This window comes from Citrobacter sp. RHBSTW-00671, from assembly GCF_014103415.1.
In the GTDB taxonomy this organism is placed as follows: Bacteria; Pseudomonadota; Gammaproteobacteria; order Enterobacterales; family Enterobacteriaceae; genus Citrobacter.
In genome coordinates this window covers 23,496-49,079 of the sequence record NZ_JABXPR010000005.1, presented here as the reverse complement: position 1 = coordinate 49,079, position 25,584 = coordinate 23,496, and the positions used below count along the sequence as shown (strand labels likewise).

General features: G+C 55.2%; 25 protein-coding genes and 5 pseudogenes. 12 read left to right on the top strand and 18 right to left on the bottom strand.

The genetic code is table 11. The annotated features are described in order from the left end of the window. Positions 1-47: 47 nt before the first annotated feature. From HV261_RS26375 to HV261_RS26355, 5 genes are read right to left on the bottom strand one after another with little or no spacing between them, the layout of a single operon-like run. Positions 48-1,421 carry an RES family NAD+ phosphorylase gene (locus tag HV261_RS26375; protein ID WP_202039882.1) on the bottom strand — a complete coding sequence of 458 codons (1,374 nt, stop codon included), beginning with the start codon at positions 1,419-1,421 and terminating at the stop codon, positions 48-50. A 49-nt stretch (positions 1,422-1,470) separates the two neighbouring features. Continuing rightward, complete coding sequence (locus HV261_RS26370) at positions 1,471-1,794, bottom strand: hypothetical protein (RefSeq protein WP_040118449.1); 324 nt, start codon at positions 1,792-1,794, stop codon at positions 1,471-1,473. Continuing rightward, the gene (locus HV261_RS26365) at positions 1,791-2,228 is read right to left on the bottom strand and encodes a hypothetical protein (RefSeq protein WP_061285225.1); all 438 of its coding nucleotides are present in this window, start codon (positions 2,226-2,228) and stop codon (positions 1,791-1,793) included. Before HV261_RS26365 ends, HV261_RS26370 begins: the two co-directional genes overlap by 4 nt. Beyond that, complete coding sequence (locus HV261_RS26360) at positions 2,228-3,259, bottom strand: ParB/RepB/Spo0J family partition protein (protein WP_061285224.1); 1,032 nt, start codon at positions 3,257-3,259, stop codon at positions 2,228-2,230. The genes HV261_RS26365 and HV261_RS26360 overlap by 1 nt, the downstream gene beginning before the upstream one ends. Next, a complete protein-coding gene (locus HV261_RS26355; RefSeq protein WP_061285223.1) occupies positions 3,259-4,125 on the bottom strand; it encodes a ParA family protein in 867 nt (288 codons plus the stop codon). The genes HV261_RS26360 and HV261_RS26355 overlap by 1 nt, the downstream gene beginning before the upstream one ends. A 493-nt stretch (positions 4,126-4,618) precedes the next feature. On the opposite strand from HV261_RS26355, the gene HV261_RS26350 reads away from it, so the two are divergent. Both HV261_RS26350 and HV261_RS26345 read left to right on the top strand, forming a co-directional pair. Beyond that, a complete protein-coding gene (locus HV261_RS26350; RefSeq protein ID WP_202039881.1) occupies positions 4,619-5,251 on the top strand; it encodes a recombinase family protein in 633 nt (210 codons plus the stop codon). 53 nt (positions 5,252-5,304) lie between these two features. Continuing rightward, positions 5,305-5,556 (top strand): hypothetical protein, encoded by a 252-nt coding sequence (locus HV261_RS26345; protein ID WP_202039880.1) that lies wholly within the window; start codon positions 5,305-5,307, stop codon positions 5,554-5,556. On the opposite strand, the pseudogene HV261_RS26340 reads toward HV261_RS26345, so the two are convergent. Then, positions 5,533-7,284, bottom strand: a pseudogene (locus HV261_RS26340) (Tn3-like element TnAs1 family transposase); the annotation flags it as partial. The gene HV261_RS26345 and the pseudogene HV261_RS26340 sit on opposite strands and share 24 nt — an antisense overlap. A gap of 3 nt (positions 7,285-7,287) precedes the next feature. On the opposite strand from HV261_RS26340, the gene HV261_RS26335 reads away from it, so the two are divergent. Next, positions 7,288-7,680: a cysteine hydrolase family protein gene (locus tag HV261_RS26335; protein WP_052247502.1), complete on the top strand. Its 393-nt coding sequence runs from the start codon at positions 7,288-7,290 to the stop codon at positions 7,678-7,680. Positions 7,681-7,817: 137 nt separating this feature from the next. Then, positions 7,818-8,702, top strand: coding sequence for a DMT family transporter (locus HV261_RS26330; RefSeq protein WP_000058717.1), 885 nt, complete (start codon positions 7,818-7,820; stop codon positions 8,700-8,702). A 31-nt stretch (positions 8,703-8,733) separates the two neighbouring features. On the opposite strand, the gene tet(A) is transcribed toward HV261_RS26330, so the two are convergent. Beyond that, positions 8,734-9,933, bottom strand: coding sequence for a tetracycline efflux MFS transporter Tet(A) (tet(A), locus tag HV261_RS26325; protein WP_000804064.1), 1,200 nt, complete (start codon positions 9,931-9,933; stop codon positions 8,734-8,736). 105 nt (positions 9,934-10,038) lie between these two features. Between tet(A) and tetR(A) the strand changes: the two genes are divergently transcribed. Next, complete coding sequence (tetR(A), locus tag HV261_RS26320) at positions 10,039-10,674, top strand: tetracycline resistance transcriptional repressor TetR(A) (RefSeq protein WP_039045916.1); 636 nt, start codon at positions 10,039-10,041, stop codon at positions 10,672-10,674. 31 nt (positions 10,675-10,705) lie between these two features. Here the strand turns inward: tetR(A) and HV261_RS26315 are convergent, their stop codons facing one another. After that, on the bottom strand, positions 10,706-10,948 hold the full coding sequence (locus tag HV261_RS26315) for a transposase (RefSeq protein ID WP_000844627.1): 243 nt from the start codon (positions 10,946-10,948) through the stop codon (positions 10,706-10,708). A 57-nt stretch (positions 10,949-11,005) separates the two neighbouring features. Next, a pseudogene (locus tag HV261_RS26310) lies at positions 11,006-11,800 on the bottom strand (Tn3 family transposase); the annotation flags it as partial. 62 nt (positions 11,801-11,862) lie between these two features. Here HV261_RS26310 and HV261_RS26305 point away from each other — a divergent pair. After that, entirely contained in the window at positions 11,863-12,567 is a 705-nt protein-coding gene (locus tag HV261_RS26305) for an IS6-like element IS26 family transposase (protein ID WP_001067855.1), read from the top strand. A 53-nt stretch (positions 12,568-12,620) separates the two neighbouring features. Here the strand turns inward: HV261_RS26305 and HV261_RS26300 are convergent. The 7 genes and pseudogenes from HV261_RS26300 to dfrA12 form a co-directional block, all read right to left on the bottom strand. Beyond that, positions 12,621-13,058: pseudogene (locus HV261_RS26300) on the bottom strand (chromate transporter); the annotation flags it as partial. 155 nt (positions 13,059-13,213) lie between these two features. Next, entirely contained in the window at positions 13,214-13,417 is a 204-nt protein-coding gene (locus tag HV261_RS26295) for a hypothetical protein (protein WP_000376616.1), read from the bottom strand. Between the two features lie 127 nt (positions 13,418-13,544). Beyond that, complete coding sequence (gene sul1, locus HV261_RS26290) at positions 13,545-14,384, bottom strand: sulfonamide-resistant dihydropteroate synthase Sul1 (protein WP_000259031.1); 840 nt, start codon at positions 14,382-14,384, stop codon at positions 13,545-13,547. Then, positions 14,378-14,725, bottom strand: a complete 348-nt coding sequence (locus HV261_RS26285) for a quaternary ammonium compound efflux SMR transporter QacE delta 1 (RefSeq protein WP_000679427.1) — start codon at positions 14,723-14,725, stop codon at positions 14,378-14,380. The genes sul1 and HV261_RS26285 overlap by 7 nt, the downstream gene beginning before the upstream one ends. 163 nt (positions 14,726-14,888) lie before the next feature. Beyond that, the gene (locus tag HV261_RS26280) at positions 14,889-15,680 is read right to left on the bottom strand and encodes an ANT(3'')-Ia family aminoglycoside nucleotidyltransferase AadA2 (protein ID WP_001206356.1); all 792 of its coding nucleotides are present in this window, start codon (positions 15,678-15,680) and stop codon (positions 14,889-14,891) included. 5 nt (positions 15,681-15,685) lie between these two features. Next, positions 15,686-15,976 carry a DUF1010 domain-containing protein gene (locus HV261_RS26275; protein WP_001336345.1) on the bottom strand — a complete coding sequence of 97 codons (291 nt, stop codon included), beginning with the start codon at positions 15,974-15,976 and terminating at the stop codon, positions 15,686-15,688. Positions 15,977-16,087: 111 nt separating this feature from the next. Then, complete coding sequence (gene dfrA12, locus HV261_RS26270; protein WP_001083725.1) at positions 16,088-16,585, bottom strand: trimethoprim-resistant dihydrofolate reductase DfrA12; 498 nt, start codon at positions 16,583-16,585, stop codon at positions 16,088-16,090. A gap of 144 nt (positions 16,586-16,729) precedes the next feature. Here dfrA12 and intI1 point away from each other — a divergent pair, with 144 nt between their 5' ends. The 5 genes and pseudogenes from intI1 (at position 16,730) to HV261_RS26245 (ending at position 23,121) form a co-directional block, all read left to right on the top strand. Further along, positions 16,730-17,743 carry a class 1 integron integrase IntI1 gene (gene intI1, locus HV261_RS26265; protein ID WP_000845039.1) on the top strand — a complete coding sequence of 338 codons (1,014 nt, stop codon included), beginning with the start codon at positions 16,730-16,732 and terminating at the stop codon, positions 17,741-17,743. 202 nt (positions 17,744-17,945) lie between these two features. Beyond that, positions 17,946-18,296, top strand: a pseudogene (locus HV261_RS26260) (DUF3330 domain-containing protein); the annotation flags it as partial. Positions 18,297-18,471: 175 nt separating this feature from the next. Continuing rightward, on the top strand, positions 18,472-19,032 hold the full coding sequence (locus HV261_RS26255) for a recombinase family protein (protein ID WP_001161490.1): 561 nt from the start codon (positions 18,472-18,474) through the stop codon (positions 19,030-19,032). A gap of 3 nt (positions 19,033-19,035) precedes the next feature. Beyond that, the gene (locus HV261_RS26250; protein WP_001138014.1) at positions 19,036-22,002 is read left to right on the top strand and encodes a Tn3-like element TnAs1 family transposase; all 2,967 of its coding nucleotides are present in this window, start codon (positions 19,036-19,038) and stop codon (positions 22,000-22,002) included. Positions 22,003-22,191: 189 nt separating this feature from the next. Then, the gene (locus HV261_RS26245; RefSeq protein WP_202039879.1) at positions 22,192-23,121 is read left to right on the top strand and encodes an Rpn family recombination-promoting nuclease/putative transposase; all 930 of its coding nucleotides are present in this window, start codon (positions 22,192-22,194) and stop codon (positions 23,119-23,121) included. Here the strand turns inward: HV261_RS26245 and HV261_RS27845 are convergent. After that, positions 23,118-23,350 (bottom strand): annotated as a pseudogene (locus HV261_RS27845) (DUF2913 family protein); the annotation flags it as partial. The gene HV261_RS26245 and the pseudogene HV261_RS27845 overlap by 4 nt on opposite strands. 523 nt (positions 23,351-23,873) lie before the next feature. Between HV261_RS27845 and HV261_RS26240 the strand changes: the two are divergent. Beyond that, positions 23,874-24,782, top strand: coding sequence for an HNH endonuclease signature motif containing protein (locus HV261_RS26240; protein WP_202039878.1), 909 nt, complete (start codon positions 23,874-23,876; stop codon positions 24,780-24,782). A gap of 421 nt (positions 24,783-25,203) precedes the next feature. Here HV261_RS26240 and copM read toward each other — a convergent pair whose 3' ends face one another. Continuing rightward, positions 25,204-25,554 (bottom strand): CopM family metallochaperone, encoded by a 351-nt coding sequence (gene copM / locus HV261_RS26235; protein WP_202039877.1) that lies wholly within the window; start codon positions 25,552-25,554, stop codon positions 25,204-25,206. Positions 25,555-25,584 lie beyond the last annotated feature (30 nt).

Genomic DNA, 25,584 nt, shown 5'->3' with positions numbered 1-25,584 from the left:
CTGCCACCGAAAGATTTCGCATGCGAAATCTGGGTTACATCTACCCGTCAGAATTCGTCATCCGAATAGCCAGATTTCGCATGCGAAATCACTTCTTTTGTGCGGCCTTCCGTTAAATAGTGCGTGACTGTTGTTTCTGATGTGGAGTAATCAACACCCTCTATTTTATGAACTTCTATGCCATCGAGTTTTAGCTCAAGTATATCTTCCCTATTTTTCTTACGTGATAGCACCTTAAATTCACGACGGAAATCATCGGGAGTCGTCCTTATCTCTGGGTCAAAGTATGAAATATCCTCATCATGCTGATACATATTTACTTCAGCTTCCCGGAACCTTCGGTCTGCATTCAGTACCCCAGACGATTTATGAAACAGGATAATATTCATGACAGAAGGGTCTGTACTTTCCTTTGGCTTTTGCGCGGAAGTAAACAGTATCCCATCGAGTTCGCAACGCTCAAATGTTGAGAGATAATCAGCGATAGCTTGCGTCAACAAGTAATTTGTTTCTTCAAGCTCAGGAACAACCGGCATAACAAGTTTTCTGGAGAGATTCTGAATAAAACTACTGCGCTCATATCGAAGTAGATACTCCGGATCAAAGCGGCTAAATCCGTTAACAGCCAGCCCTTTCAGACTGGAGAGGTCGAGTAATCTGACTGTCCGCAACAAAGTGAACTCAGCAACAGCAACATAACTACCTACAGGTGGCCGCACTTCGGATATGGCATTTTTTCTGGACGTAGCGCCATAGAAGACTGAGATACCTCTAGCATTCATTCTGCCGGAAGGTGTCAGTTCAGGAGGAGGAGGACCGAAACTCGACTCGGGCATACGTAATGCGATTTCAAGTGCATCCTCTGACTGAAAAATACGACCACGGAAAATTGGTTTGTTAGGCTCAAAATCGATGAATGCTGAGGGATGATTTTCGTGAAGGTAAGTAAAAACCTCTTCGAAAGTTGCCATCGCGTCCATATTAAAGAATCGATTACTCTCCCGAAGTTTCCTTTCCATTGAATTCCATTTTCTGGACAGGTTTCCTGAGATGGTTACAGCTTCAACAAAATGAGGCTCATCACCATATTTTCTATCATGTGAGCTCCAGTCAAACCATAACTCCTCGAGCAGTTCCGATAAGTCATCAATGATATTATCATTGGCTGTGACCTCTTGCTCCAGAACTGAGAAGAGAGGTTCACCTTCATACTCTTCCAGATAATGGTTACATTCTCCGCCCCTATAATAATTTTCAATCAACCAGTCGACCTTTTCAGCCAGTGTTTCCATCGACATCGTCATCTCTTCGGAGTCACAATAATCGCATGATTCTGAGGCATCAGGATCGCTTGCGATGATGTTGTTCAGATAACGGTCATCGTTCAGACACTGCCTGCAAATTCTCTTTGAACCCGGCACTCTGTTTAATCCTTAGGTTAGATAGATTTCGCATGCGAAATCTTTCGGTTTAATCTCGTCGATGCAGCTGTATAAGAGCCTCAGAAGGACGATAGTGCTGCTTTGCCCACCGCCCGTAATTATTAACGGACTCATACTGACGTTCTGCAGCACCATCACGGTAATACAGTATATGGATAATCCCGTGTAGCTGCAGATAACTGGCTACAGTGGTTACATTATTACGAACGAAACGCGTGTGGCTCTGGAAGATATCAAGATCAACTCCGTCCTGTCCGTCATCAAGCGCATCAAGAATAAAAGCGATTAATGCAGAAGCGATAGAACGTCTGCCAGAGCCTGCGATACAAGCATCAAGCTCTTGAAAAGTCATCTGGATTTCCTGTTGTTACGGTAGCTGGAATCCTCTTCAATTGCAGCCACGAACCATCCGGTAGCAGTTTGCCTGTCTATGCTATCAGGCAAGGAAGCCACTAACTGCTCAAGTGGAAGTGTACGATTGGCTCTGAATATCAGCGCCGACATACCACACCAGTCCTGGTTACTTTCGGGCTTCCAGCCGATGCTGAGCATCAATGTTAACGCCGTCTGAGCTGCCCACAACGGAGTTTCAGCCGGGTTAGAGGCCCATGAAAGTAATGCCGCGCCGGGTACGGGCCTGCTTCTTGTAACGTATCCTAGATTGATAGCCGCTTCTGTTAATGCGGCAGCTGCTTCGGATTGCGTTCCGGGATAACGAAGCGCCCAGTGGCGGACAATTTGGCCACGGAATGCCGTGGCCATTTCGGTGAACGGGGTTGATTTCATCACTGAGAGCGCATTCCTTTGACGCGTAGTTCAGAAGCCTCAACTGAAATCTCACCAATGTCCATTTTCACCCACACATACCCAGCTTTGTCTGGCGCACGGTCAGTCATTATTACCCCTTGCTGATCGTCTATCTCGACAACAACCTGCCAGGTTTTTACATCTGAATTGCTGCCCAAAGGCTTGGTTGGTTTTTTGTTCTGAGCCTTAGATTTCGCATGCGAAATCTCACCTTTGTTTTTGTTTTTTACTGCATCAAGAACAGCTTTAACCTGCGAACGTGAAATACCAGACTCTCGCGCAGCTGCGACAAGCTTCTCGGCCTCTTCGGGAGACTTTTCATTTACCTGTATCAGTGTGTATGCCAGATCGACATCAGATGTGACTTTATCCCGGAGAAGGGCGGTAACATTTTCTGGTGCATCAATGAGACGAAGGTGTTTACTGACAAATGAGGTAGGCTTCCCCATTGTTTTTGCGATTTGCTCACCCGTCATATTGAACTCATGCTTGAGCTCATAGAACGATTTTGCAGTCGCTAATGGTTTCAAACCAGACTGCTGCAGGTTTTCAATGAGCTGACCGATGATGCGTTCTTTTCTTTCCCGTGGTGGTTTACCAACATAAATATCAATGTGGGTATCACCACGCTTGCGGGCAGTGCGAACACGCGTTTCGCCTAACCATATCTGGTAGCCACGTCTGTCACGAGGATAACAACGAGGTGGGGTAAGCATCCCTATCGTTTCGAAGGTATCAGACATACCATCGATGATATCTTCCTCGAAGTCTTCTTCAGGTCGCACTTGATCTTCAGCATAAACCAGATTTATATCGACGCGTATTATCTGACCATCAGGTTCGATATCCGGGCGTGCAATATCCGCCATAATCTGGTGTGCAGCTATATCATGGCTCTGCTCATCTGGCTGTTTATTTGCAATGACTTTTTCAATATCAGAAACAACAGCAGAATTTTTTTTCATTTCCTGCTGCGCCTGTAGTCGCTTCATAAAAGGTTTCTTGGCCATTACTTACCTCCTGCGAGCATAATAATTTTCTGGGTAAGTTCTTTATACTGAATTGCAGGAAGACATTTTGGGTCGTATTCATCAAAGGAGAGACCAAGTTCGATCGCTTCTTTTGCAGCAGCAGGTACAAATGATATATAGGCGAGAATGTATTCTTCAGAGTAGCCTTTTCCCTGAAGGATCTCGATGAGGAGATTCAGATTCAGTGTATCAATAGGCCCCAGATATCCTTCTTTAAGTGGTTTTTTATAATTTTTCACCTGCGTCTGGGTCACGTAAGTCCCCATGAACTGCAGCGAAGGATTGTAGTTCCGCTTAATTTTCTGCATATAAGTAAGCTGTTTACCAACTGCATTACGGGCCTGCTTCTCCAGCAGGGTAGGGATCAGAAGATAATCAGCTGACATATGCGCTGCGATCATAACATTTGAATAAGATGGCGCTGAATCAGCAATAATAAAATCAAACTGTTTCTTCAGTTCTTCAATACGTTCCCTGAAGTCGAACATGCAGTCGCTGTTTCGGTAGTTAATTTCATTAAGTTCACTGGTAGCACCGATAAAAAAGCGCCCGCCAGGAAGCTCAATCGGTCGAATCTCTGTTTCAGAAAAGAAAAGCTGATATGTATTCGCTTCACCGGGTGTAAAACTGTTACTTAAAGGTTCGCGTTCTATCTCATAAGGTAAGCCGTCAGGGAATGCCCTCTCCGTCAGACCAGTTGTCCAGTCCATATCAATTTCAAGCACGCGGAAACCAGCTTTACGAAGATCATGTGCAATTTCACTGGATGACTGCGATTTAACGATTCCGCCCTTCTGACTACATACAACGATCAGTTTTCCGATAGGTCCAATTTTCAGTGTCATGTAACAGTCCTTAAGATTTCGCATGCGAAATGTTTGAGAAGGGGCGGCACGGCTTGAAAGAGTATTTCAATAATGAAATGAATTCATTGCGGGATTTCATACACACTCCTGTGAGTCAGGCGTTTCGCCAGGTGCAGAAGCAGCTATCTGCCACTGCGTTTGTTGTCGAGCTTTCATGACGACATAAACAGTATACAGATAAACATTAGAGTATCAATAATGATACGCAATAGATTTCGCATGCGAAATCACATTTTGATTATTTCTGGTGATCGTAATTGATTTTGTTGACCCACTACGCAAACCGTGAGTCTGTTCAGAGCTTGCATCTGAGCAGGCGAAGGGTTGGACAAGCCCGATGGGCGCGTCAGCCTGTCACATTTGGGTATCCCCAAAGATGACCATCCAGTTTGATTTAGAATATTTGATATGATACCAATATAAAGTTACCACCATATATTAGACCATTCATATTAGACCATGAGTATAAAAAATGTACATCTACGCATATCTTCGAGCGTCAACTGCTGAGCAGGATGCGTTTCGTTCAAAGAACAGGCTAAAAGAATTTGCAGCGCTTCATGGTCATCGAATTGCTGGCTGGTATGTTGAAAATGCATCAGGCGCATCCCTGAACCGTCCGGAATTAACTCGGATGCTTGCAGATATGGAGCCTGGGGACGTTATTTTGATTGAACAGGTGGACCGGCTATCCCGTCTGAATGATGCTGGCTGGGAGATTCTTAGAAAAGAGATAACAGATAAACGGTTATCTGTTGTCAGTCTTGATCTTCCAACCAGCCATATGGCCCTGACCAACGCAGTCAGCGATGACTTCACCAAAAGCATGTTAAAGGCCGTAAATGGCATGATGCTGGATATGCTCGCCGCTATTGCCCGAAAAGACTACGAGGACCGGCGACGTCGTCAGTCAGAGGGAATCAGTAAGGCCAAAGCTGAAGGCAAATACCGGGGCAGGGTGGCCGATGCGCAGAAACATGAACTAATACGCACTCTGCGACTGGTCAACGGAAAATCACTGCGTGAAACAGCCCGGCTAGCTGGCGTATCAAAGATGACAGTAATCAGGGTCTGTAACGGCAATCAGAAACAGGATACTGATTGACGATACTTATTCACGTTAGGTTCAGATCAAACAATTAAGCTTATGGAGCGAATATGGCTGAAAGATTATCTCAAAGAGAACATGAGATGTTGGAGGAATTCCTTTGTACTGTTCTTGATGATTTCAGTAAAGGCAATATAACCCGCCATCAGGCTGTCAGCGGTATCGCGACATTATATACAGCTGCCGCAGAAGGACGGAGAGAAGAGATTTTAGAATATCTGAGAAAGGGAAGAAAGTTGCTAAGAGGGGAGCCCGCAGAATTCGGAAAAAATCGTACGCTAAGGTTTTCCGGGCATCCGTAAGGGCCGAAACTTCCCGTCTTCCAGTCTGCGGCTCTGCCGCCAGACGTAATCGCCGGTTAGGTTGATGTGCTCCCAGCCCAGCGGCGACAGGAATTGCAGCAGCTCGCCGTCCACCGGCTTGCCGGCCTCGACCAACCCCTGGGTGGCGCGTTCCAGGTACACCGTGTTCCACAGCACGATAGCCGCCGTCACCAGGTTGAGGCCGCTGGCCCGGTAGCGCTGCTGCTCGAAGCTCCGATCCCTGATTTCCCCAAGGCGGTTGAAGAACACCGCCCTGGCCAGCGAGTTGCGCGCCTCACCTTTGTTCAGGCCGGCATGCACGCGGCGGCGCAGTTCAACACTTTGCAGCCAGTCCAGGATGAACAGCGTGCGCTCGATCCGGCCCAGCTCGCGCAGGGCCACGGCCAGTCCGTTCTGGCGCGGGTAGCTGCCGAGCTTGCGCAGCATCAGCGAGGCGGTGACGGTGCCCTGCTTGATCGAGCTGGCCAGGCGCAGGATGTCGTCCCAGTGGGCACGCACGTGCTTGATGTTCAGGGTGCCGCCGATCAGCGGGCGCAACGTCGGGTAGGCTTGCACGCCCTGCGGCACGTACAGCTTGGTTTCGCCGAGGTCGCGGATGCGCGGCGCGAAGCGGAAGCCTAGCAGGTGCATCAGGGCAAAGACGTGATCGGTGAAGCCGGCCGTGTCGGTGTAGTGCTCCTCGATCCGCAGGTCGGACTCGTGGTACAGCAGGCCGTCGAGCACATAGGTGGAATCGCGGACGCCGACATTCACCACGCGGGTGCTGAACGGCGCGTACTGGTCGGAGATATGGGTATAGAACAGCCGTCCCGGCTCGCTACCGTACTTCGGGTTGACGTGCCCGGTGCTCTCGCCCCGGCCACCCGCGCGGAAGCGCTGGCCATCGGAGGATGAGGTCGTGCCGTCGCCCCAGTGGGCGGCAAAGGCGTGGCGATACTGGTGGTTGACCAGCTCGGCCAAGGCCGCCGAATAGGTTTCGTCGCGGATGTGCCAGGCTTGCAGCCAGGACAGCTTGGCGTAGGTCAGGCCGGGGCTCGACTCGGCCATCTTGGTCAGCCCGAGGTTGATCGCATCACCGAGGATTGCGGACAGCAGCAACGTCCTGTCTTTGGCCTCGGCCCCGTCCTTCAAGTGGGTGAAGTGGCGGCTGAAGCCCGTCCAGTCGTCCACGTCCATCAGCAGTTCGGTGATCTTGATGCGCGGCAGTAACTGGCTGGTTTGGTCGATCAGCGCCTGCGCCCGATCCGGCACCGCCGCATCCAGCGGGGTGATTTTCAGCCCTGACTCGGTGAGGATGGCATCGGGCAGCTCGTTGTCCTTGGCCAGGCGGGTGACGGTGGCCAACTGCTCGTCCAGCAGCTGCAAACGCTCTTCCAGGTACTGGTCGCTGTTCGGGTTGATCGCCAGGGGCAGGGCCTGCTCGCGCTTGAGTGCGGCGAACTTCTCGGCCGGCAGCAGGTAGTCGTCGAAGTCGCGGAACTGCCGCGAGCCCTTGACCCAGATGTCGCCGGAGCGCAGGGCGTTCTTCAGCTCGGACAGGGCGCAGATTTCGTAGAATTTCCGGTCGAGGCCTTCCGGGGTGATCACCAGCGGCTTCCAGCGCGGCTTGATGAAGGCCGTGGGTGCATCGGCCGGCACCTTGCGCAGGTTGTCGGCGTTCATCTCACGCAGGGTCTGCACGGCTGCCAGCACGCCTTGCGCGGCCGGCCCGTGCTGTTCCCCAACTTTTCGCTCGGCGAAGTGTATGAACATGCGCCGCCGGCGACGAATCGCCAAATCTCACCGTATCTCCCGAGCGGACGATTTCGCACCGGTCTGCCCGTCGAAGGGCTTGCGATCGAACGGGGCGACCTTTTCTATGCATGTCCGCGAGCCAGCGTCTTTTATGGCACGGCGCTCGACGCCGACCTTCGGACGCGCGGCGTAAGCACGCTTGTCATGGCCGGGATAAGCACCACCGGCGTTGTTCTTTCAAGCGTCGCCTGGGCTAGTGATGCGGACTACGACGTGCGTTTGGTCCAGGACTGCTGCTACGACCCGGATCGGGATGCCCACGAAGCTCTGTTGCGTTCCGGGTTCGGCGGACGTGTACAGGTCGTGTAATTTTCGGGCCTCGCATGATCGCGGCCATAGCCGCAGGTGGATTGGTGCGAGGCAGGGCCAGTCCAAGTCAGGGTGCGGTCATCGCGGCGCCTGCAACTCTCAAAAACCCATCGCCGTAGCGGAGGTCTTGTAATCGCATGTCATTACGCACGCCCGATTTATTGTTCACAGCGATAGCACCTGCCATTTGGGGCAGCACCTACATTGTCACCACCCAATACCTGCCGAACTTCTCACCGATGACGGTCGCGATGCTGCGGGCGTTGCCGGCGGGTTTATTGCTCGTGATGATCGTCCGACAGATTCCAACGGGAATCTGGTGGATGCGCATCTTCATCCTCGGCGCACTTAATATTTCGCTATTCTGGAGCTTGTTGTTTATTTCGGTCTACCGCCTGCCGGGCGGGGTCGCGGCGACGGTAGGCGCTGTGCAGCCGCTGATGGTCGTGTTCATCTCTGCCGCTCTGCTAGGTAGCCCGATACGATTGATGGCGGTCCTGGGGGCTATTTGCGGAACTGCGGGCGTGGCGCTGTTGGTGTTGACACCAAACGCAGCGCTAGATCCTGTCGGCGTCGCAGCGGGCCTGGCGGGGGCGGTTTCCATGGCGTTCGGAACCGTGCTGACCCGCAAGTGGCAACCTCCCGTGCCTCTGCTCACCTTTACCGCCTGGCAACTGGCGGCCGGAGGACTTCTGCTCGTTCCAGTAGCTTTAGTGTTTGATCCGCCAATCCCGATGCCTACAGGAACCAATGTTCTCGGCCTGGCGTGGCTCGGCCTGATCGGAGCGGGTTTAACCTACTTCCTTTGGTTCCGGGGGATCTCGCGACTCGAACCTACAGTTGTTTCCTTACTGGGCTTTCTCAGCCCGGGGACCGCCGTGTTGCTAGGATGGTTGTTCTTGGATCAGACGCTGAGTGCGCTTCAAATCATCGGCGTCCTGCTCGTGATCGGGAGTATCTGGCTGGGCCAACGTTCCAACCGCACTCCTAGGGCGCGTATAGCTTGCCGGAAGTCGCCTTGACCCGCATGGCATAGGCCTATCGTTTCCACGATCAGCGATCGGCTCGTTGCCCTGCGCCGCTCCAAAGCCCGCGACGCAGCGCCGGCAGGCAGAGCAAGTAGAGGGCAGCGCCTGCAATCCATGCCCACCCGTTCCACGTTGTTATAGAAGCCGCATAGATCGCCGTGAAGAGGAGGGGTCCGACGATCGAGGTCAGGCTGGTGAGCGCCGCCAGTGAGCCTTGCAGCTGCCCCTGACGTTCCTCATCCACCTGCCTGGACAACATTGCTTGCAGCGCCGGCATTCCGATGCCACCCGAAGCAAGCAGGACCATGATCGGGAACGCCATCCATCCCCGTGTCGCGAAGGCAAGCAGGATGTAGCCTGTGCCGTCGGCAATCATTCCGAGCATGAGTGCCCGCCTTTCGCCGAGCCGGGCGGCTACAGGGCCGGTGATCATTGCCTGGGCGAGTGAATGCAGAATGCCAAATGCGGCAAGCGAAATGCCGATCGTGGTCGCGTCCCAGTGAAAGCGATCCTCGCCGAAAATGACCCAAAGCGCGGCCGGCACCTGTCCGACAAGTTGCATGATGAAGAAGACCGCCATCAGGGCGGCGACGACGGTCATGCCCCGGGCCCACCGGAACGAAGCGAGCGGGTTGAGAGCCTCCCGGCGTAACGGCCGGCGTTCGCCTTTGTGCGACTCCGGCAAAAGGAAACAGCCCGTCAGGAAATTGAGGCCGTTCAAGGCTGCCGCGGCGAAGAACGGAGCGTGGGGGGAGAAACCGCCCATCAGCCCACCGAGCACAGGTCCCGCGACCATCCCGAACCCGAAACAGGCGCTCATGAAGCCGAAGTGCCGCGCGCGCTCATCGCCATCAGTGATATCGGCAATATAAGCGCCGGCTACCGCCCCAGTCGCCCCGGTGATGCCGGCCACGATCCGCCCGATATAGAGAACCCAAAGGAAAGGCGCCGTCGCCATGATGGCGTAGTCGACAGCAGCGCCGGCCAGCGAGACGAGCAAGACCGGCCGCCGCCCGAAACGATCCGACAGCGCGCCCAGCACAGGTGCGCAGGCAAATTGCATCAACGCATACAGCGCCAGCAGAATGCCATAGTGGGCGGTGACGTCGTTCGAGTGAACCAGATCGCGCAGGAGGCCCGGCAGCACCGGCATAATCAGGCCGATGCCGACAGCGTCGAGCGCGACAGTGCTTAGAATTACGATCAGGGGTCTGTTGGGTTTCACGTCTGGCCTCCGGACCAGCCTCCGCTGGTCCGATTGAACGCGCGGATTCTTTATCACTGATAAGTTGGTGGACATATTATGTTTATCAGTGATAAAGTGTCAAGCATGACAAAGTTGCAGCCGAATACAGTGATCCGTGCCGCCCTGGACCTGTTGAACGAGGTCGGCGTAGACGGTCTGACGACACGCAAACTGGCGGAACGGTTGGGGGTTCAGCAGCCGGCGCTTTACTGGCACTTCAGGAACAAGCGGGCGCTGCTCGACGCACTGGCCGAAGCCATGCTGGCGGAGAATCATACGCATTCGGTGCCGAGAGCCGACGACGACTGGCGCTCATTTCTGATCGGGAATGCCCGCAGCTTCAGGCAGGCGCTGCTCGCCTACCGCGATGGCGCGCGCATCCATGCCGGCACGCGACCGGGCGCACCGCAGATGGAAACGGCCGACGCGCAGCTTCGCTTCCTCTGCGAGGCGGGTTTTTCGGCCGGGGACGCCGTCAATGCGCTGATGACAATCAGCTACTTCACTGTTGGGGCCGTGCTTGAGGAGCAGGCCGGCGAGCGCGGCGGCACCGTTGAACAGGCTCCGCTCTCGCCGCTGTTGCGGGCCGCGATAGACGCCTTCGACGAAGCCGGTCCGGACGCAGCGTTCGAGCAGGGACTCGCGGTGATTGTCGATGGATTGGCGAAAAGGAGGCTCGTTGTCAGGAACGTTGAAGGACCGAGAAAGGGTGACGATTGATCAGGACCGCTGCCGGAGCGCAACCCACTCACTACAGCAGAGCCATGTAGACAACATCCCCTCCCCCTTTCCACCGCGTCAGACGCCCGTAGCAGCCCGCTACGGGCTTTTTCATGCCCTGCCCTAGCGTCCAAGCCTCACGGCCGCGCTCGGCCTCTCTGGCGGCCTTCTGGCGCTCCTGCTGCGGCGTCCGCTCGTGGGCCGTGGCGCGGGTCCGCGCGCCGGCCTCGTGCGCCTGGCGCTCGCGGGCGAGGTCCAGGGCGGCCGTCTTCACGTTCTGCCTTGCGCAGATGAGATAGGGGAGCCCGCAGAATTCGGAAAAAATCGTACGCTAAGGTTTTCCGGGCATCCGTAAGGGCCGAAACTTCCCGTCTTCCAGTCTGCGGCTCTGCCGCCAGACGTAATCGCCGGTTAGGTTGATGTGCTCCCAGCCCAGCGGCGACAGGAATTGCAGCAGCTCGCCGTCCACCGGCTTGCCGGCCTCGACCAACCCCTGGGTGGCGCGTTCCAGGTACACCGTGTTCCACAGCACGATAGCCGCCGTCACCAGGTTGAGGCCGCTGGCCCGGTAGCGCTGCTGCTCGAAGCTCCGATCCCTGATTTCCCCAAGGCGGTTGAAGAACACCGCCCTGGCCAGCGAGTTGCGCGCCTCACCTTTGTTCAGGCCGGCATGCACGCGGCGGCGCAGTTCAACACTTTGCAGCCAGTCCAGGATGAACAGCGTGCGCTCGATCCGGCCCAGCTCGCGCAGGGCCACGGCCAGTCCGTTCTGGCGCGGGTAGCTGCCGAGCTTGCGCAGCATCAGCGAGGCGGTGACGGTGCCCTGCTTGATCGAGCTGGCCAGGCGCAGGATGTCGTCCCAGTGGGCACGCACGTGCTTGATGTTCAGGGTGCCGCCGATCAGCGGGCGCAACGTCGGGTAGGCTTGCACGCCCTGCGGCACGTACAGCTTGGTTTCGCCGAGGTCGCGGATGCGCGGCGCGAAGCGGAAGCCTAGCAGGTGCATCAGGGCAAAGACGTGATCGGTGAAGCCGGCCGTGTCGGTGTAGTGCTCCTCGATCCGCAGGTCGGACTCGTGGTACAGCAGGCCGTCGAGCACATAGGTGGAATCGCGGACGCCGACATGGCACTGTTGCAAATAGTCGGTGGTGATAAACTTATCATCCCCTTTTGCTGATGGAGCTGCACATGAACCCATTCAAAGGCCGGCATTTTCAGCGTGACATCATTCTGTGGGCCGTACGCTGGTACTGCAAATACGGCATCAGTTACCGTGAGCTGCAGGAGATGCTGGCTGAACGCGGAGTGAATGTCGATCACTCCACGATTTACCGCTGGGTTCAGCGTTATGCGCCTGAAATGGAAAAACGGCTGCGCTGGTACTGGCGTAACCCTTCCGATCTTTGCCCGTGGCACATGGATGAAACCTACGTGAAGGTCAATGGCCGCTGGGCGTATCTGTACCGGGCCGTCGACAGCCGGGGCCGCACTGTCGATTTTTATCTCTCCTCCCGTCGTAACAGCAAAGCTGCATACCGGTTTCTGGGTAAAATCCTCAACAACGTGAAGAAGTGGCAGATCCCGCGATTCATCAACACGGATAAAGCGCCCGCCTATGGTCGCGCGCTTGCTCTGCTCAAACGCGAAGGCCGGTGCCCGTCTGACGTTGAACACCGACAGATTAAGTACCGGAACAACGTGATTGAATGCGATCATGGCAAACTGAAACGGATAATCGGCGCCACGCTGGGATTTAAATCCATGAAGACGGCTTACGCCACCATCAAAGGTATTGAGGTGATGCGTGCACTACGCAAAGGCCAGGCCTCAGCATTTTATTATGGTGATCCCCTGGGCGAAATGCGCCTGGTAAGCAGAGTTTTTGAAATGTAAGGCCTTTGAATAAGACAAAAGGCTGCCTCATCGCTAACTTTGCAACAGTGCCCTCGCAGCCCATCCGTGCATAGGTTACGCGCCATGCCCCATACTGCTTGAGCGACCACGGCCACAGCCACCACTTTTAAGCCATGCAACGCGCCCTGCGAGACGTAATCGCCATAGCTGGAGATGCCGAGCGCAAAAAGGATCAAGGCTATGGCAGACGGCAGCGTGAAGCCAGCCCAAGCAGCCAGCGCCCCGCTGTATCCAGCCCGAGACAGTCCTACCGCTATGCCGACCTGGCTGCTTGCAGGCCCTGGCAAGAACTGACAAAGCGCGACCAAGTCAGCATAGCTCCGTTCGGAGAGCCAGCGCCGCCGTGTGACAAATTCGGCGCGGAAGTAGCCCAAGTGCGTAATGGGGCCGCCAAAAGATGTCAATCCAAGCCGCAGAAAAATAAGAAAGACCGACCATGGTCTGCTGTCATCGGTAGGGTTATTCGTCATACTTTCGCCTTCATGATCTGCAACGAGTTGATCAATAATAAGCGAAATTCGATAACGAAATTCGATATAAATCTAGAAAAAAATACCTCTATGTGTACTACGCAGTTTTAGCTGTGGCTTTCACAGGAGCACGCTTACTTACGGCTTAGCGTGCTTTATTTTCCGTTTTCTGAGGCGATCCCTAGGAGCTCGGATCTCAGGACGAAGGTCTCCGCGAATGTCCGGTCGATCCGCGCGACGTCCCAGGCGGGCGTTCCCTTGGCGGACATCCACGCCGCAGCGTCGTGCATCAGCCGCACAACCTCGTCGATATCACCCGAGCAGGCGACCCGAACGTTCGGAGGCTCCTCGCTGTCCATTCGCTCCCCTGGCGCGGTATGAACCGCCGCCTCATAGTGCAGTTTGATCCTGACGAGCCCAGCATGTCTGCGCCCACCTTCGCGGAACCTGACCAGGGTCCGCTAGCGGGCGGCCGGAAGGTGAATGCTAGGCATGATCTAACCCTCGGTCTCTGGCGTCGCGACTGCGAAATTTCGCGAGGGTTTCCGAGAAGGTGATTGCGCTTCGCAGATCTCCAGGCGCGTGGGTGCGGACGTAGTCAGCGCCATTGCCGATCGCGTGAAGTTCCGCCGCAAGGCTCGCTGGACCCAGATCCTTTACAGGAAGGCCAACGGTGGCGCCCAAGAAGGATTTCCGCGACACCGAGACCAATAGCGGAAGCCCCAACGCCGACTTCAGCTTTTGAAGGTTCGACAGCACGTGCAGCGATGTTTCCGGTGCGGGGCTCAAGAAAAATCCCATCCCCGGATCGAGGATGAGCCGGTCGGCAGCGACCCCGCTCCGTCGCAAGGCGGAAACCCGCGCCTCGAAGAACCGCACAATCTCGTCGAGCGCGTCTTCGGGTCGAAGGTGACCGGTGCGGGTGGCGATGCCATCCCGCTGCGCTGAGTGCATAACCACCAGCCTGCAGTCCGCCTCAGCAATATCGGGATAGAGCGCAGGGTCAGGAAATCCTTGGATATCGTTCAGGTAGCCCACGCCGCGCTTGAGCGCATAGCGCTGGGTTTCCGGTTGGAAGCTGTCGATTGAAACACGGTGCATCTGATCGGACAGGGCGTCTAAGAGCGGCGCAATACGTCTGATCTCATCGGCCGGCGATACAGGCCTCGCGTCCGGATGGCTGGCGGCCGGTCCGACATCCACGACGTCTGATCCGACTCGCAGCATTTCGATCGCCGCGGTGACAGCGCCGGCGGGGTCTAGCCGCCGGCTCTCATCGAAGAAGGAGTCCTCGGTGAGATTCAGAATGCCGAACACCGTCACCATGGCGTCGGCCTCCGCAGCGACTTCCACGATGGGGATCGGGCGAGCAAAAAGGCAGCAATTATGAGCCCCATACCTACAAAGCCCCACGCATCAAGCTTTTGCCCATGAAGCAACCAGGCAATGGCTGTAATTATGACGACGCCGAGTCCCGACCAGACTGCATAAGCAACACCGACAGGGATGGATTTCAGAACCAGAGAAAGAAAATAAAATGCGATGCCATAACCGATTATGACAACGGCGGAAGGGGCAAGCTTAGTAAAGCCCTCGCTAGATTTTAATGCGGATGTTGCGATTACTTCGCCAACTATTGCGATAACAAGAAAAAGCCAGCCTTTCATGATATATCTCCCAATTTGTGTAGGGCTTATTATGCACGCTTAAAAATAATAAAAGCAGACTTGACCTGATAGTTTGGCTGTGAGCAATTATGTGCTTAGTGCATCTAACGCCGGAGTTAAGCCGCCGCGCGTAGCGCGGTCGGCTTGAACGAATTGTTAGACATCATTTACCAACTGACTTGATGATCTCGCCTTTCACAAAGCGAATAAATTCTTCCAAGTGATCTGCGCGTGAGGCCAAGTGATCTTCTTTTTGTCCCAGATAAGCTTGCTTAGCTTCAAGTAAGACGGGCTGATACTGGGCAGGTAGGCGTTTTATTGCCCAGTCGGCAGCGACATCCTTCGGCGCGATTTTGCCGGTTATTGCGCTGTACCAAATGCGGGACAACGTAAGCACTACATTTCGCTCATCGCCGGCCCAGTCGGGCTGCGAGTTCCATAGCTTCAAGGTTTCCCTCAGCGCCTCGAATAGATCCTGTTCAGGAACCGGGTCAAAGAATTCCTCCGCTGCCGGACCTACCAAGGCAACGCTATGTTCTCTTGCTTTTGTAAGCAGGATAGCTAGATCAATGTCGATCATGGCTGGCTCGAAGATACCCGCAAGAATGTCATTGCGCTGCCATTCTCCAAATTGCAGCTCGCGCTTAGCCGGATAACGCCACGGGATGATGTCGTCATGCACGACAAGGGTGACTTCTATAGCGCGGAGCGTCTCGCTCTCGCCAGGGAAAGCCGAAGCCTCCATAAGATCATTGAGCAATGCTCGCCGCGTCGTTTCATCAAGCTTTACGGCCACAGTAACCAACAAATCAATATCGCTGTATGGCTTCAGGCCGCCATCCACTGCGGAGCCGTACAAATGCACGGCCAGCAACGTTGATTCCAGATGGCGCTCAATGACGCTTAGCACCTCTGATAGTTGGTTCGAAATTTCGATGGTCACCGCTTCCCTCATGATGTCTAACGGGCGAGGTAAGCCGACCGCAGAATGCGGGTCGGCTTGACCGAAATGTTAGAACCAGAAGCCAAAACGGATAACTTGAATTTGGCGACGGGCGCTAACCGTGAAAAAACGCTGCGCCACCGAGGCGGCACAGCACTGCAAAAACGATAGCTGCTTGCGCTTGCTACGCAAGGGCTAGAGGCCAAAAAGACTGAAAACCTGCGCAGCCCATGCAGGCGAAGCCCGGAAAAAAGGCAAAACAGGCACTGAATAACGCCTGAAAAGCTAAATGCCGTTTGAATAAACATGAGCTAAATAAAGCTGGGTTTCAGTGGTGCTAACGTTGGACGTAACGAGAGCCGGAGCGCAGCGGAGGGAACCAAAATGCGCAGCATTTTGGCGTCCCGTTGACGGAATGGTTAGCCGTTTCGACGCGCATAAACGGAGTGGGTGTACGGAATTACAGCTTGAATGGTTTCGGTTGAGACAAGCTCGAATTCTGTTTCGTTGAGCATTGGGAAGAAGGCGTCACCCTCGAAGGTTTGATGTACCTCAGATAGAAACACGCCGTGGGCGTGAGGTAGTGCCAGAGTGTATATCTCAGCTCCGCCCGCGACGTAGAGTTCATTGCCGAGTTCGGATGCCAAAGCGATAGCGTGCGACAGCGTTGAAACAACTACGCAGCCAGTGGCGCGGTAGTTAGCTTGGCGTGAGATTACCAATGTGTGACGGTTCGGTAGAGGCTTGCCGATAGACTCAAAGGTCTTTCGCCCCATGACAACGACTTTTCCCTCAGTGAGTCTGCGAAAAATCTTCTGCTCACCCGGAATTTTCCAGGGGATATTAGGACCATTGCCAATAACCCGATTGGCTCCCATCGCAGCAACGAGATAAATGCGTACTGATTCCGAGTTCATATGGCTAACTTTGTTTTAGGGCGACTGCCCTGCTGCGTAACATCGTTGCTGCTCCATAACATCAAACATCGACCCACGGCGTAACGCGCTTGCTGCTTGGATGCCCGAGGCATAGACTGTACAAAAAAACAGTCATAACAAGCCATGAAAACCGCCACTGCGCCGTTACCACCGCTGCGTTCGGTCAAGGTTCTGGACCAGTTGCGTGAGCGCATACGCTACTTGCATTACAGCTTACCAACCGAACAGGCTTATGTCCACTGGGTTCGTGCCTTCATCCGTTTCCACGGTGTGCGTCACCCGGCAACCTTGGGCAGCAGCGAAGTCGAGGCATTTCTGTCCTGGCTGGCGAACGAGCGCAAGGTTTCGGTCTCCACGCATCGTCAGGCATTGGCGGCCTTGCTGTTCTTCTACGGCAAGGTGCTGTGCACGGATCTGCCCTGGCTTCAGGAGATCGGAAGACCTCGGCCGTCGCGGCGCTTGCCGGTGGTGCTGACCCCGGATGAAGTGGTTCGCATCCTCGGTTTTCTGGAAGGCGAGCATCGTTTGTTCGCCCAGCTTCTGTATGGAACGGGCATGCGGATCAGTGAGGGTTTGCAACTGCGGGTCAAGGATCTGGATTTCGATCACGGCACGATCATCGTGCGGGAGGGCAAGGGCTCCAAGGATCGGGCCTTGATGTTACCCGAGAGCTTGGCACCCAGCCTGCGCGAGCAGCTGTCGCGTGCACGGGCATGGTGGCTGAAGGACCAGGCCGAGGGCCGCAGCGGCGTTGCGCTTCCCGACGCCCTTGAGCGGAAGTATCCGCGCGCCGGGCATTCCTGGCCGTGGTTCTGGGTTTTTGCGCAGCACACGCATTCGACCGATCCACGGAGCGGTGTCGTGCGTCGCCATCACATGTATGACCAGACCTTTCAGCGCGCCTTCAAACGTGCCGTAGAACAAGCAGGCATCACGAAGCCCGCCACACCGCACACCCTCCGCCACTCGTTCGCGACGGCCTTGCTCCGCAGCGGTTACGACATTCGAACCGTGCAGGATCTGCTCGGCCATTCCGACGTCTCTACGACGATGATTTACACGCATGTGCTGAAAGTTGGCGGTGCCGGAGTGCGCTCACCGCTTGATGCGCTGCCGCCCCTCACTAGTGAGAGGTAGGGCAGCGCAAGTCAATCCTGGCGGATTCACTACCCCTGCGCGAAGGCCATCGGTGCCGCATCGAACGGCCGGTTGCGGAAAGTCCTCCCTGCGTCCGCTGATGGCCGGCAGCAGCCCGTCGTTGCCTGATGGATCCAACCCCTCCGCTGCTATAGTGCAGTCGGCTTCTGACGTTCAGTGCAGCCGTCTTCTGAAAACGACAATGGAGGTGGTAGCCGAGGGTGTGGAAACACCCGACTGCCTTGCGTGGTTGCGGCAGGCGGGTTGCGACACGGTGCAGGGTTTCCTGTTCGCCAGGCCGATGCCGGCGGCGGCCTTCGTCGGCTTCGTCAACCAATGGAGGAACACCACCATGAACGCCAATGAACCGAGCACCAGTTGCTGCGTGTGCTGCAAGGAAATCCCGCTCGATGCCGCCTTCACGCCGGAAGGGGCCGAGTACGTGGAGCATTTCTGCGGGCTGGAGTGCTATCAGCGCTTCCAGGCGCGGGCCAGCACTGCGACCGAAACCAGCGTCAAACCGGACGCTTGTGATTCGCCGCCGTCAGGTTGAGGCATACCCTAACTTGATGTCAGGCAGGGCCGCGCCGCTTCGTCAGAATAGAGTCTGCTTTCCCATTTTTTGACACATGCCCGCGAAGGTTATAGATTTCAGCCTGACAGAAATGGGCTTTGAGGCACAACGGAACAGAAAGTGCACTTAAGCCGCCTTCAACCAAGGAGACATCGTGCAGGGGCACCGCATCGGCTACGTCCGGGTCAGCAGCTTTGACCAGAACCCGGAACGCCAGCTGGAACAAACCCAGGTGAGCAAGGTGTTCACCGACAAGGCATCGGGCAAGGACACCCAGCGCCCCCAGCTCGAAGCGCTGCTGAGCTTCGTCCGCGAAGGCGATACAGTGGTGGTGCACAGCATGGATCGGCTGGCCCGCAACCTCGATGACCTGCGTCGCTTGGTACAGAAGCTGACTCAGCGCGGCGTGCGCATCGAGTTCCTGAAGGAGGGCCTGGTGTTCACTGGCGAGGACTCGCCGATGGCCAACCTGATGCTGTCGGTGATGGGGGCCTTCGCTGAGTTCGAGCGCGCCCTGATCCGCGAGCGGCAGCGTGAGGGCATCGCCTTGGCCAAGCAGCGTGGCGCGTACCGGGGCCGCAAGAAAGCCCTGTCCGATGAGCAGGCTGCTACCCTGCGGCAGCGAGCGACGGCCGGCGAGCCCAAGGCGCAGCTTGCCCGCGAGTTCAACATCAGCCGGGAAACCCTCTACCAGTACCTCCGCACGGACGACTGACACATGCCGCGTCGCTTGATCCTCTCGGCCACGGAGCGGGACACCCTGCTTGCGCTGCCGGAAAGCCAGGATGACCTGATCCGCTACTACACCTTCAACGACTCCGACCTGTCGCTGATCCGCCAGCGACGCGGCGACGCCAACCGCCTCGGCTTCGCCGTGCAGCTCTGCCTGCTGCGCTACCCCGGTTACGCGCTGGGAACCGACAGCGAGCTGCCCGAGCCGGTCATCCTGTGGGTGGCGAAGCAAGTCCAGGCCGAGCCGGCGAGCTGGGCAAAGTACGGCGAGCGCGACGTGACCCGTCGCGAGCATGCCCAGGAACTGCGCACCTACCTGCAACTGGCCCCGTTCGGCCTGTCCGACTTCCGCGCCCTGGTGCGCGAGCTAACCGAGCTGGCCCAGCAGACCGACAAAGGCTTGCTGCTGGCCGGTCAGGCCCTGGAGAGCCTACGGCAGAAACGACGCATCCTGCCGGCGCTGAGCGTGATTGACCGGGCCTGCTCGGAAGCCATTGCGCGAGCCAATCGGCGGGTCTACCGCGCCCTGGTCGAACCACTCACGGACTCGCATCGGGCCAAGCTGGACGAGCTGTTGAAGCTCAAGGCCGGCAGCAGCATCACCTGGTTGACCTGGCTGCGCCAGGCACCGCTGAAACCCAACTCTCGGCACATGCTGGAACACATCGAGCGGCTGAAGACATTTCAGTTGGTGGACTTGCCCGAAGGCCTGGGCCGGCACATCCACCAGAACCGCCTGCTCAAGCTGGCCCGCGAGGGTGGGCAGATGACGCCCAAAGACCTCGGTAAGTTCGAGCCGCAGCGCCGCTACGCGACCCTGGCCGCCGTGGTGCTGGAGAGCACCGCGACCGTGATCGATGAGCTGGTCGATCTGCATGACCGCATCCTGGTCAAGCTGTTCAGCGGCGCGAAGCACAAGCATCAGCAGCAGTTCCAGAAGCAGGGCAAGGCGATCAACGACAAGGTGCGCCTGTACTCCAGGATCGGCCAGGCGCTGCTGGAAGCGAAGGAAAGCGGCAGCGACCCCTATGCCGCCATCGAGGCGGTGATTCCCTGGGACGAGTTCACCGAGAGCGTCAGCGAGGCCGAGCTGCTGGCCCGGCCGGAAGGCTTCGACCACCTGCACCTGGTCGGCGAGAACTTCGCCACCCTGCGCCGTTACACGCCGGCCTTGCTGGAGGTGCTGGAACTGCGCGCCGCGCCGGCCGCGCAAGGCGTGCTGGCAGCCGTGCAGACCCTGCGTGAGATGAACGCCGACAACCTGCGCAAGGTGCCGGCCGATGCACCCACGGCCTTCATCAAGCCGCGCTGGAAGCCGCTGGTGATCACCCCGGAAGGCCTCGACCGGAAATTCTACGAAATCTGCGCCCTGTCCGAGCTGAAGAACGCCCTGCGCTCCGGCGACATCTGGGTCAAGGGCTCGCGGCAGTTCCGCGACTTCGACGACTACCTGCTGCCGGCCGAGAAGTTCGCCGCACTCAAGCGCGAGCAGGCCCTGCCCCTGGCGATCAACCCGAACAGCGACCAGTACCTGGAAGAGCGTTTGCAGCTGCTGGACGAGCAGTTGGCCACCGTCACCCGCCTGGCCAAGGACAACGAGCTGCCCGATGCCATCCTCACCGAGTCAGGGCTGAAAATCACCCCGCTGGATGCGGCGGTGCCGGATCGGGCGCAGGCGCTGATCGACCAAACCAGCCAGTTACTGCCGCGCATCAAGATCACCGAACTGCTGATGGACGTGGACGACTGGACGGGCTTCAGCCGCCACTTCACCCACTTGAAGGACGGGGCCGAGGCCAAAGACAGGACGTTGCTGCTGTCCGCAATCCTCGGTGATGCGATCAACCTCGGGCTGACCAAGATGGCCGAGTCGAGCCCCGGCCTGACCTACGCCAAGCTGTCCTGGCTGCAAGCCTGGCACATCCGCGACGAAACCTATTCGGCGGCCTTGGCCGAGCTGGTCAACCACCAGTATCGCCACGCCTTTGCCGCCCACTGGGGCGACGGCACGACCTCATCCTCCGATGGCCAGCGCTTCCGCGCGGGTGGCCGGGGCGAGAGCACCGGGCACGTCAACCCGAAGTACGGTAGCGAGCCGGGACGGCTGTTCTATACCCATATCTCCGACCAGTACGCGCCGTTCAGCACCCGCGTGGTGAATGTCGGCGTCCGCGATTCCACCTATGTGCTCGACGGCCTGCTGTACCACGAGTCCGACCTGCGGATCGAGGAGCACTACACCGACACGGCCGGCTTCACCGATCACGTCTTTGCCCTGATGCACCTGCTAGGCTTCCGCTTCGCGCCGCGCATCCGCGACCTCGGCGAAACCAAGCTGTACGTGCCGCAGGGCGTGCAAGCCTACCCGACGTTGCGCCCGCTGATCGGCGGCACCCTGAACATCAAGCACGTGCGTGCCCACTGGGACGACATCCTGCGCCTGGCCAGCTCGATCAAGCAGGGCACCGTCACCGCCTCGCTGATGCTGCGCAAGCTCGGCAGCTACCCGCGCCAGAACGGACTGGCCGTGGCCCTGCGCGAGCTGGGCCGGATCGAGCGCACGCTGTTCATCCTGGACTGGCTGCAAAGTGTTGAACTGCGCCGCCGCGTGCATGCCGGCCTGAACAAAGGTGAGGCGCGCAACTCGCTGGCCAGGGCGGTGTTCTTCAACCGCCTTGGGGAAATCAGGGATCGGAGCTTCGAGCAGCAGCGCTACCGGGCCAGCGGCCTCAACCTGGTGACGGCGGCTATCGTGCTGTGGAACACGGTGTACCTGGAACGCGCCACCCAGGGGTTGGTCGAGGCCGGCAAGCCGGTGGACGGCGAGCTGCTGCAATTCCTGTCGCCGCTGGGCTGGGAGCACATCAACCTAACCGGCGATTACGTCTGGCGGCAGAGCCGCAGACTGGAAGACGGGAAGTTTCGGCCCTTACGGATGCCCGGAAAACCTTAGCGTACGATTTTTTCCGAATTCTGCGGGCTCCCCTAAGACAGTAATTGATGATGAGTAAAGATGGTTTAGGAAGGGGACCGAACCACCCCGGAACGGCCCCCTGAAGGAATGGCAATTCCGTTCACCACCAATATTAGCTTTTTCCGGGCTGTGATAACATCTCCGGGTCATTTTTCAGAGCCAGGGCAGATGAAGAAGAAAAACAGCACACCCACTCCTCACGATGCCACGTTCAGGCAGTTCCTGACGCAACCGGATATTGCCCGGGATTTCATGGAAATCCACCTGCCTGCAGAGCTGCGAGCAGTCTGCGATCTCAGCACGCTGAAACTGGAATCAGGCTCGTTCGTTGAGGATGATCTCCGCCAGTATTTCAGCGACGTCCTCTATAGCCTGAAAACTACAGCCGGCGACGGCTATATTCATGTTCTGGTCGAGCACCAGTCAACGCCGGACAAACATATGGCTTTCCGCCTCATACGCTATGCGGTAGCCGCCATGCAGCGCCACCTGGAGGCTGGGCATAAAAAACTGCCACTGGTGATACCGGTGCTGTTCTATACCGGTAAGCGCAGCCCGTATCCGTACTCTACTCGTTGGCTGGATGAATTTGACGCTCCCGAGCTGGCAGGCAAACTCTACAGCAACTCTTTCCCGCTGGTAGACGTTACGGTCATTCCGGATGATGAAATCGCTGGCCATCGCAGCATGGCCGCCCTGACTTTACTGCAAAAGCATATTCACCAGCGGGACCTGGCAGAACTGGTCGACCGGCTGGCACCCATCTTGCTGGCGGGATACTTGTCTTCATCGCAGGTGATATCGCTGGTACACTATATAGTGCAGGCAGGCGAAACATCCGACGCCGAAGCCTTTGTACGCGAACTGGCACAGCGTGTGCCGCAACACGGAGACGCACTTATGACCATCGCACAACAGCTTGAACAGAAGGGCATCGAGAAGGGGATTCAGCTCGGTGAACAACGCGGCATTGAAAAAGGCGAGCGCGAAGCCACCCTTAAAATTGCACGAACCATGCTCCAGAACGGCATTGACCGCAATACCGTCATGAAAATGACCGGTCTGACTGAAGACGACCTGGCACAGATCCGCCACTAATCACCCTTTCCTGGCACTCCCTGTCTGGTCATCAGCGAATACTGGTGGGGCAGGGAGTCACCAGACTCAAGTTCAGCCAGCCACAGCGATTAAACAGCTTCATCACCTCGCCACATTTCCCCGTCAGACACGCTGTCAACGGATTTATCTGTAAAACGACATAGAGATTGGTCCGTAAGAGATAAATGCCGTTCACACCCGCACTGAGCGCCACAGCATTCCGACCGGCCCCCAGTTAGCAGCTTCTCAGTCGGGCACAATCCAGTAAAAAAGCGATGAGTCATCGATGGAGATACAGGCTAGAAAAGTGCGGTTCTGGCTTGTTCATATCCCGAATGACCACGTGCGTAACATTTTCATTAAATACAATTATGTCAATTATTTTTATTCACAATATGTTGATAGTGTAGCGTACGCGCCAGCAAGTAAATATTGTTAAAATTTTAAGCAATAAATGTACTCACATTCGTCCAGTAAAAAGCGTAGATCATTGAAAGCATTGTACGATTGTGTTGAGCTGAGACTACCTCTTCGTCGCGGATAATGACCATACATTACATTGAGACTCAGTCTGGTGATATGGTATGCTCAAGTTGAGGATGATGTAATCAAGTTATCCCAGTAACAATTTCTTTTTAGGAAAAATAGCAAACATATTTTCCGGGGCTGAAAATATGGGATTATGCAGATAATTGCAAGTTCGCACCCATGCCGGATATCGAACTGTATGTTTTTATTATGGGGGAATGACCGTGATCAAAAAAATTTGCCAGGTAATTGATGGGGAGTACGTCTGCGACATTGATATCAGTGTTGAAGAATGGAAAATATTATTAATGAATGAAAAAGTTTTTGATTCTAAAAGCATTGCAGCATTAAAAAAATGGTTCATTGAACCAAGTCATTCTTGCACGTGTTTCGATATAGGTAAAAAGTACGGTCTGCACAGTATGAGTGCTAATGGTGTTATTAATGGACTGGGTGGAAGAGTTCAAAAAGAACTTGGTAGATTCGAAGTTAAAGGGATCGGAAATATAGCATCCGGCACAAAATTCATTACAGTCATGAAAAGTAAAGAAATCGGCGGAAAACCAAAAAGAAACTTATGGACTATTCGTGAAGAACTTGTCCAGGCAATTAAGGATCTGGATTTTTTTGGTACAACAGAAATCACCAGTAATGAATTTTACTCTGACGATGAGTTGGTCAATGCCATGGAGAAAAATAATAACTTTGATGACGATCGAACATTTGAATATACCGGAAAAGCTAAACCAAAGAAAAAAGCAATAGAAGTAAAAAATGGTCTCTCATACCCAAGAAATAAAGTCGTATCAAAAAATGCATTGAACAAAGCAGGATACAGATGTGAAGTCGATAACGATCATCCAACATTCAGAAGGCGAAACTCACCCTTGCACTACACGGAACCTCATCACATTGTACCTATGTCCAGGCAAGATGCTTTTGATACTTCTCTTGACGTCGAAGAAAATATAATATCTCTGTGTTGCAATTGCCATAAACAAATTCACCTTGGTCAGGGATATGAAGATATGCTGGAGAAAATATATAATGAGAGAAAAGAATTATTAAAAAAAGTAGATATAGATATATCACTGGAAAAGTTGATTATTTATTACAAAATGGAAAGTAAGTGAGTTTCAAAGGAGAGTGATACCTTCGTTTTATTGGTCGAGATGAACAGCAGATGATGTTTCCGGCAAGTATCTGGTTCAGGAATTTTCTGTTAAAAAATAGATAAAAGCAGTCTTGAGCTCTGACTGCGAATTGCCATTGCGAATTGCCATTGCGCATGACCAGAGAACAGGACGAGCCCCCTGTCGAACCCAGGCATAAGAAACAATTTTAAAACAGAGGCTTAATTAAAATTAGCAGTTCCCGTCGAAATAATAGGCAAGCAGAATTGGCTCAAGTGAATATCACTCGGTGCAGTACAAACGTTGGTAGATTTAAAAGGAAAAACCCGAGATGAATCGGGTTTTGATTAATTAACGATTAACAGGCTCCCGTGCCCGGGAACACTCTGACTGTACGCACAATATCATATTTCCGCAACCATTATTTTTGATTGCCAAGCCATTTATTCATCTGCTCAATTTCACCTTTTTGAGCTTTAATGATATCCTGCGCGAGCTTTCTCATTTCCGGATCTTTTCCGTATTTGAGCTCAGTTTCCGCCATTGCGATTGCTCCTTCATGGTGTGCGATCATACCTTTTGCAAAGGCCTTGTCGGGGTCGGGCTCATTAACGGCGGCCATCATTTTGTCATGCATGTCTTTCATGCCAGCCATATATTCCTGTGACGATGCTGAGGAGGTCATATCTGACATTTTCATGTCCGAATGCTCAGCGGAAATGGCTGGCAGGGATAACATTAATATTACAAAAAAGGTGTTTTTGATTTTCATTAAATAAATCCTTGTCAGGTAGGTACCGGT

What these genes read in the sequence shown, in the direction of transcription:
- HV261_RS26365 (WP_061285225.1), bottom strand. Translation starts at nt 2,228, where the DNA reads ATGAAATCAACCCCGTTCACCGAAATGGCCACGGCATTCCGTGGCCAA.
- copM (WP_202039877.1), bottom strand. Translation starts at nt 25,554, where the DNA reads ATGAAAATCAAAAACACCTTTTTTGTAATATTAATGTTATCCCTGCCA.
- HV261_RS26285 (WP_000679427.1), bottom strand. Translation starts at nt 14,725, where the DNA reads ATGAAAGGCTGGCTTTTTCTTGTTATCGCAATAGTTGGCGAAGTAATC.
- intI1 (WP_000845039.1), top strand. Translation starts at nt 16,730, where the DNA reads ATGAAAACCGCCACTGCGCCGTTACCACCGCTGCGTTCGGTCAAGGTT.
- HV261_RS26350 (WP_202039881.1), top strand. Translation starts at nt 4,619, where the DNA reads ATGTACATCTACGCATATCTTCGAGCGTCAACTGCTGAGCAGGATGCG.
- HV261_RS26360 (WP_061285224.1), bottom strand. Translation starts at nt 3,259, where the DNA reads ATGGCCAAGAAACCTTTTATGAAGCGACTACAGGCGCAGCAGGAAATG.
- HV261_RS26250 (WP_001138014.1), top strand. Translation starts at nt 19,036, where the DNA reads ATGCCGCGTCGCTTGATCCTCTCGGCCACGGAGCGGGACACCCTGCTT.
- HV261_RS26275 (WP_001336345.1), bottom strand. Translation starts at nt 15,976, where the DNA reads ATGTTTATTCAAACGGCATTTAGCTTTTCAGGCGTTATTCAGTGCCTG.
- dfrA12 (WP_001083725.1), bottom strand. Translation starts at nt 16,585, where the DNA reads ATGAACTCGGAATCAGTACGCATTTATCTCGTTGCTGCGATGGGAGCC.
- HV261_RS26330 (WP_000058717.1), top strand. Translation starts at nt 7,818, where the DNA reads ATGTCATTACGCACGCCCGATTTATTGTTCACAGCGATAGCACCTGCC.
- HV261_RS26245 (WP_202039879.1), top strand. Translation starts at nt 22,192, where the DNA reads ATGAAGAAGAAAAACAGCACACCCACTCCTCACGATGCCACGTTCAGG.
- HV261_RS26280 (WP_001206356.1), bottom strand. Translation starts at nt 15,680, where the DNA reads ATGAGGGAAGCGGTGACCATCGAAATTTCGAACCAACTATCAGAGGTG.
- HV261_RS26355 (WP_061285223.1), bottom strand. Translation starts at nt 4,125, where the DNA reads ATGACACTGAAAATTGGACCTATCGGAAAACTGATCGTTGTATGTAGT.
- sul1 (WP_000259031.1), bottom strand. Translation starts at nt 14,384, where the DNA reads ATGGTGACGGTGTTCGGCATTCTGAATCTCACCGAGGACTCCTTCTTC.
- HV261_RS26345 (WP_202039880.1), top strand. Translation starts at nt 5,305, where the DNA reads ATGGCTGAAAGATTATCTCAAAGAGAACATGAGATGTTGGAGGAATTC.
- HV261_RS26295 (WP_000376616.1), bottom strand. Translation starts at nt 13,417, where the DNA reads ATGGACAGCGAGGAGCCTCCGAACGTTCGGGTCGCCTGCTCGGGTGAT.
- HV261_RS26370 (WP_040118449.1), bottom strand. Translation starts at nt 1,794, where the DNA reads ATGACTTTTCAAGAGCTTGATGCTTGTATCGCAGGCTCTGGCAGACGT.
- HV261_RS26305 (WP_001067855.1), top strand. Translation starts at nt 11,863, where the DNA reads ATGAACCCATTCAAAGGCCGGCATTTTCAGCGTGACATCATTCTGTGG.